Annotated in this window: 5 protein-coding genes; 3 read left to right on the top strand and 2 right to left on the bottom strand. The window is 45.5% G+C overall.

Going from position 1 to position 6,901, the window contains the following annotated elements:
- The first annotated feature begins 140 nt into the window (after window positions 1–140).
- Together L976_RS08070 and L976_RS08065 are read left to right on the top strand one after the other, a co-directional pair.
- On the top strand, window positions 141–365 hold the full coding sequence (locus L976_RS08070) for a hypothetical protein (protein WP_047535844.1): 225 nt from the start codon (window positions 141–143) through the stop codon (window positions 363–365).
- 816 nt (window positions 366–1,181) lie between these two features.
- Window positions 1,182–2,813: a methyl-accepting chemotaxis protein gene (locus L976_RS08065; RefSeq protein WP_047535842.1), complete on the top strand. Its 1,632-nt coding sequence runs from the start codon at window positions 1,182–1,184 to the stop codon at window positions 2,811–2,813.
- Between the two features lie 255 nt (window positions 2,814–3,068).
- Here the strand turns inward: L976_RS08065 and L976_RS08060 are convergent, their stop codons facing one another.
- Window positions 3,069–3,845 carry a DUF4097 family beta strand repeat protein gene (locus L976_RS08060; RefSeq protein WP_047535839.1) on the bottom strand — a complete coding sequence of 259 codons (777 nt, stop codon included), beginning with the start codon at window positions 3,843–3,845 and terminating at the stop codon, window positions 3,069–3,071.
- Window positions 3,846–4,115: 270 nt separating this feature from the next.
- Here L976_RS08060 and L976_RS08055 point away from each other — a divergent pair, with 270 nt between their 5' ends.
- Window positions 4,116–4,883: a class I SAM-dependent methyltransferase gene (locus L976_RS08055; RefSeq protein ID WP_047535835.1), complete on the top strand. Its 768-nt coding sequence runs from the start codon at window positions 4,116–4,118 to the stop codon at window positions 4,881–4,883.
- Between the two features lie 24 nt (window positions 4,884–4,907).
- Here the strand turns inward: L976_RS08055 and L976_RS08050 are convergent, their stop codons facing one another.
- The gene (locus L976_RS08050; protein WP_047535833.1) at window positions 4,908–6,899 is read right to left on the bottom strand and encodes a M14 family metallopeptidase; all 1,992 of its coding nucleotides are present in this window, start codon (window positions 6,897–6,899) and stop codon (window positions 4,908–4,910) included.
- Between the last annotated feature and the right edge of the window lie 2 nt (window positions 6,900–6,901).

Here is a 6,901-nt window from a genome sequence, read left to right as displayed (position 1 = left end):
ATCAATGGCTAAATCCTAACCATTTATGCGGACGTACTGCTCTAAAAAGCAAGATAAATCTTAAGGTAATGGGTACGACAAACGCGATCCTATACCAGCAGAAATGAAATTAACAAACTCTTTGGAGATTCGGTAAGCTTATGAAAATTAATGAATTATTTTTTGAAGGTGATGAGGCGTTTATGTATGTTAATCATACTTTTGATGCTAATGACTTGGATGATTATATGCGCGGATTTCACAACATATCGATATCTATGAGAGATGAAACTTTAAACGGTCAAGAAGTAGTAAAGGTTAACTTTGGTGATCTCGTCGATGCTAATAAATTGAGATTCGCATTAGATGAATACTTTAGTAGCTGAAAAGAAAAGGTAGGAGGGTTTATCGAGACACCCATTGTTAAATTTTCTTACGGGAATGGTAGACTTGGAAAATTCTTGTGGGGTTAACAGCCAGCATCGAGAAAGCGTCATGATAGGTATTACTCGACTATCAATGGTTGCACCCAATCCAGCATTGTTGCGCCAGTGATCTCCTAAAACAGGGATTCTTTAGTAGAGCCTACATGGACGCGATTTTTAAAACATGAGTACGGCGAGTCACTGGTGAGGCTCATATAAGAGCGTGCGAAAGCCTGCGGCAGGCAATTAGGTGATACGATAGCCAGAAGCCATGATGCCGCCTATTTGCCCCTCGAACTATTACCGCAACTAAGTTTTGCTATGAAACTGTCCATAGTCAGTATCGATGCCGCCACACCTTCTGTTAGTTTTATTCTTGTAAGGTTGATTGTAGCCAGTCAATAACGTGTGCGTTATGCCGATTGCTTAGTAGGGCTTTATTGGGGATGTAATAGCAAAGGCCTGATTTTACAGTGTTAGGGCTAACGGCTTGCAATATCCCAGCCTGTACATATTGTTTGGTGAGCGTGGTAGCTAAGTTTATCGAGACACTCATTGTTAAATTTTGCCCCACATTTATCGTTGTTACTTTAAATCATGTATTAGCTAAGGTTATGCCTTTTAGAAACCAGCAAATAACTACTATTAATTTAGCGATTAATTATCCGTTCGGATAGCGAAAGTTGAATGTCTGGCTTATATATTTATGGAGGGAATAAGCCTGTATCAGGCGTCGTATAAACACATTTGAGCATAGTCATCATTGTCGGGGTTTACATGCGTAATCTAAAGATAAATCATCTTTTACTTGGAGCTTTTGCAATTCCCATGGTTGCGATTCTTGGGTTAGCCATGCTGGCGATAGGTAAAATGCAAGTCATTAATGAGCAATCCACCGTCATATCCAACGACTGGCTACCATCCGTGCGCGTTATAGAACGACTGAATGGCCAAACGGCAGATCTTAGGGTGTTAGAATCCCGTCATATTCTCTCGTTGGACGATGCTCAAATGCGAGATACTGAACGCGAATTGGATAAAATAAAAGCTAAAATTGACGAATCTATACGTACCTATCAACAACTGATCAGCGAGAATGAAGAAAAAGTCATATTCAATGATTTTAATCGCTTATATAAGGAGTACCTAGGAATTCAGCAGAAGCTTCTCACTCTCTCAAGAGCAAACAAGAATGAAGACGCCAAACAACTGCTGTTAACCGAATCTCTCAATGCTTATAACGAATACTCGGATTTATTACTCCAATTATCTGATTTAAATAGCAAAGGAGCACAAGCTGCGAGCAGTTATGGTGATGAGATTTACGATGAATCGATAAAAATAATGCTATTTATCTTAGTCATTGTTTCGCTATTGGTATTAGCTACATCGATTATCATATCAAGATTTATTGTAACTTCGATTAAGACAGTTCAGGCCTTTATTTCTAAATTAGCAAATGGTGATCTTACAGATCGAATTAACGATATTGGTAATAACGAATTAGGTCTATTGGCAAAGGGCTGCAATGATACTGCTGATAAAATTTCTGAAATGACCGAGCAGTTGATTAACGTTGCCGATAATACAGCGACTTCTGCGGAAGTATTGGCCTCCACTATGAATCAGGTTGAAAATAACTCTAAGCAAATGCTGGTTCAGGTAGAACAGATCGCGACCGCACTCAATCAAATGTCCAGTACAGCCCTAGAAGTCAGTAAAAATGCAACTGAGGCTGAAACCAGCGCAAGGGAGGCAATGGATAATGTCACAGTGGGTAATAAATCCCTCGGTGAATCTGATGTCATTTCTGAAAAAATCGGTGCGGCCATTCGTGATTCAGGAGCCATAGTGAATCAATTAAAAGATTATTCTATAGAAATCGGCTCTGTTATTGACGTTATTACCAGTATTTCCGAACAAACTAATTTACTGGCATTAAATGCTGCAATTGAAGCGGCACGGGCCGGAGAAGCTGGACGCGGTTTTGCTGTCGTGGCAGATGAAGTACGCTCACTTGCCGCTAAAACACAACAATCGACTATTGATATTCAAGGGATCATTTCCAAGCTACAGTCTCAAGCAGGAAAAGCTGATCATTACATGAAAGCAAATACAAGTTTGTTAGATGAATCTCAAATGGTTTCGGAAAAGGTACGTAACGCTTTCCATGGTATTTCCACGTCGGTCAATACAATTTCCAATGTCAATACTGTCGTTGCAACGGCTTCTAGCGAACAATCAAGTGTGACTGAAGATATCTCCCAAAATATTTCCTCTACAGTTGAAATAGTCGACCAAAACGTAATGGGTATTGGCAGTGCCAGCAAGGCCTGCCACGATGTGTTGGCTGAAGCTGGTAAACAAAAGCAACTACTTGCCTTTTTCAAAACAAAACGTCGATATTGAGTGAATAAGTCGACACTAAAAAGTCAGGACAGGCATTACTCGGTTATCAATGGTAGCACCCAATCCCGGAAAGTCTCAGACACAAAAAAAGATGCCACTACAAGGGGTTAGTGGCATAAAGTGCATAAGATTGTCCATGGAACGGTAACGCTAAAAAGGGTGGGTAGAAGACTGACATTTTGGTTGGGAACCGTTACAACATCAGTCTCTACGCCGGGAAGTTGGTTGAGCGGTAACGCTGTTGGTTTAACGGGTTTAGAGTTTGCTTACTGGGCCATCGATTTTATCGAAGCTCACATCCCCTGAACCTGCTGAGAGAATGGTTAACCCCTTAGTGTTCACCACATTGATATCGCCTGAGCCATCGTTGATGGTGACTGTGCTTTGCACATTAGCGACTTCAATTTCGCCAGAGCTGTCATCAATGGTGATGCTGCCTTTAATATCATGAACTTGGATACCACCAGAGCCGTCGACAATGGCAAGGTTGCCGTTGACTTGGCTGACTTCAATCGCGCCAGAACCATCGTCGATACTGACATTATTGCCGCCATGGATAACCAGTTCGCCTGAGCCATCCTTCACCTTAATATCCGCAGTCATCTTGTTGATAAACATAGCACCTGAGCCATCGTCGATATCTAGCGCTAATCCTGCTGGCACTTGTAGTTTTAAATCGATATAGGGTGAGTAATTGTTAAAGCTGCTATGGGATTCAAAGTCGGCCTTAAGCTTGGCTTTGTTGGCCTTTTTCTCAAGGGTGAGAATCACTTTGCTATCGTCATTGCTATAGATATCAGCGACTAACTTAATTTGGGTCAGGCCTTCGACACCGATGATTTCAAGGCTGCCCGCGCCTGTTTCTGCAACGAGCTCCTGTAAGTCTTGAGCATCGAGGCTGAGTTCACGTTGCTGGTGGTCTAAATCCGGCATGCCAGCGGCGTTCACATTGATAATGCAGCCAGTGAGTGACACGCCAACCGTAAAGACGGCGATAAACCCGAGGGTGAATATAAAAGGGCGTAGTGACATTTTCTTCTTCCTTGTTATCGACACTCGACGACCGACTGAGTGCTGAGCTATTAGCGATAAGCTTGATATCAGTCGAGATTGCACATCCTATGCCAATTTTAAAATGTATTAATAATCATGCGGATAAGTTAAATGTGTCCGCTTGACCGTAGGCGGACATGTCCGCTGAATAAGTGATTTTTCCCAAAGAGTGGTGAAATTACTCACTTATTCAGTTAGCGTGTGTCCAACATTCCTGCTTGATTTAAAGCGCAACTAGAAAGGATTCACATGGATTATTTAACGACCAATAAAACCGCCTGGGATGCCCGCACTCGGGTGCATTTAACCTCTGATTTTTATGATGTTGAAGGCTTTTTGAGTGGCAACACATCCTTAACGGAAATCGAATTAAATGAGCTTGCGGTGACGGACAAAAGCCTACTGCATCTGCAATGTCATTTTGGTTTAGATACCCTGTCGTGGGCGCGAATGGGCGCAAAAGTGATTGGGGTTGATTTATCCGAAGTGGCGATTGCTGAGGCGCGTAAGTTGGCGCAGCAGACGCAGTTGTCTGCCGAGTTTATTTGTAGCGATGTCTACAGCGTTGTAGGCAAGGTTGAGCCGCAAGATATTGTTTTTACCTCCTATGGCGCGATTGTTTGGTTGCCGGATTTAACACTCTGGGCGCAGACCATTGCGGCGTGTTTAAAGCCCGGCGGACAGTTTTATATGGCCGAGTTTCATCCGGCGCAGCAGCTATTTGATGGGTATAGCTATTTTAATCGCGGTGAGCCAGACATTGAGCAGGAAGGGACTTATACCGAGAATGCCGGTGATGAGCAGCAAACCTTAATGTGCTGGTCGCATAGCTTGTCTGAGGTGATCAATGCCTTATTGCAGGCGGGCTTAGTGTTGGAGTTCTTCCACGAGTTTGCGTTTAGCCCCTATAACTGTTTCGAAGGGCTAGAGGCGCAAACCGATGGTCGTTATGTACTAAAACACCAAGGGCAACAGGTGCCCTTGGTATATAGCATTAGCGCGCGTAAGCCTGCTTAATCCTTGCCGTTTTTAACTGCGGGATTAACGGCTACGGTAGACTGGATACTTAAGATATTGATTATCGTAGTAAGGGCTGCGTTCATAGAACCAGCGTAGGCGTGCCTCGGGATCGGCGGCAAACGCTGGGTTTTCAAGCGCTTTGTTAAATTCCGCCTGTAGCTTGGGATCTTCCTTAAGCATCTTGGCGGCCAGCGGCTCTACGGCGTAGTCCTCAATGTATTCGGTACGGGTAAAGATAGGGTTGAAGAAGCCCCATTGCAGTAATGAGTCCGGTGATTGTGGCTCAAGCAGTAAAATCGCCAGATCGCCTAAGGGTTGATCTGTGCTGATTTTCACTGTGCCCGCAGGCAAGGTGGTGGTCAGTTTCGCCAGTGTCGAGTCGGCCTTCACTGTGAGTCGTCCCTCGAACGCCTTGGAATTAAACACCGGATTGCTCAGGCTATATTGCTGCAATTTAAGTTCGGTTGGTTTGCTTAAACGTGTCATCCGGATGCCGTGTAGATTCAAGCGGTCAATCACTTGCGTCCATTCTGCGGGAATATAGTAGGCGCTCGGGCGAGTGACTTTGATATCAGGCACGGTTTCGGCCATCACTGGTAAATTCGGGTACAGTTTAGGCTCGCCTGTCCAACGCACTACCTCGGTGCCGCTAATCGGACTCTGCTCAAGAGTGTAGTCGATGCCTTTAAAATCCCATCCTTTAGCCAGTGGTGCCGATTTCCACGTTAATGTGATCAGTGGTGAGGCGCGGTATTTATCCTCTTGAATCGCACTCTTTAACTTGGTCGCTTGGTCGCCCACGGTTTTAAGGGTTTGCTCAAGCATTACATAGGTGCCAAGTACGCGCTGCTTAAAGGGTTTTAAGCTGTGGTTCTCAATCAAAATAGTCGGCAGATGGCGGGCATCACCATAACCATTAGAGAAGCGTGGGCTCGGGTTCCACAGTGACATGCCTTTGGTTATATCGGTATTGTCGACGGCAAAAATCAGCGGACCTGGGATATGACCTTGGGCGGTTAATGCCGCTTCGACCGCTGGGCGGTAGCTATTTTCGAGCCAGCGGAAACTGGCGGGACTCAAGCCTTGGGCGAGGTTATAACCGAAGGTTATGTCGTATTGGTAATCGATGCCGTCGGTGACATGCACATCGATATACAGATCCGGTTGCCACACATTGATTGCCCGCAGCATATTCTGCATTTCTAAGGTGTCGGCCTTGGCATAGTCACGGTTCAGGTTGAGATTATTGGCATTGGTGCGCCAGCCCATATTCACCGGGCCACGTTGGTTAACGCGATTAAATTCACCGCTGCGTTCATGGGCATCCACACTAAACATCGGTACAAACAACAGGTTGGCTTTTTCGATTAGCTCGCTTTTGTCACCTTTGACTATATCCCGCAGTAGCATCATGCCCGCGTCTTTACCGTCGATTTCACCGGCATGGATACCGGCTTGCACCAGAATCGTCGGCTTAGTGTTTTGCTTTAGGCGTGCCGATTCGTTAATGCCTTCACTGCTGGCGACATACATCCAAATGTCGCGGCCTTGAGGGCTCTGACCTAGGCTGACTTTTTGCAATTTGGTGGTTTCGGCCGCCAATCGGTCGAGCCATGCGATGGTGTCGTCATAGCTTGGGCTTTCGGTGCCATTGCTTTGCTCGAAGGGCGTCGCCCATTCGTTATCGGCGCTGAGTAACAGAGCTTCGCTGCCACCATGCCAAGTAATACTCGGCGGGAGAATGGCGTCATTGACAAAGGTATTAGCGCGAGTTGGTGTCGCTGCGGCTTCGGGAGCGGTTTCTGTCGCGCTCAAAGCGCTACTGCTGGCATTTGTTTCAACCGCGTCGGTTTTAGCGGCCTCAGTGCTGGCAACTTCAGCGTTGGCAGCTCCAGAATTAGTCACTTCGGGTTGTGCGACTTCGGTATTCGCGGCAACGGCTAACTGGGCTGTGAATAATGAGCCCGCCGATAAGCAGGCAATGGCGATAACGGAAGGGGAAAACAAGCGCATGA

The organism is Shewanella sp. ZOR0012 (assembly GCF_000798835.1).
GTDB lineage: Bacteria > Pseudomonadota > Gammaproteobacteria > Enterobacterales > Shewanellaceae > Shewanella > Shewanella xiamenensis.
Note: the sequence above shows the minus strand (reverse complement) of the source record. Positions and strands in the feature narration are given on the sequence as shown.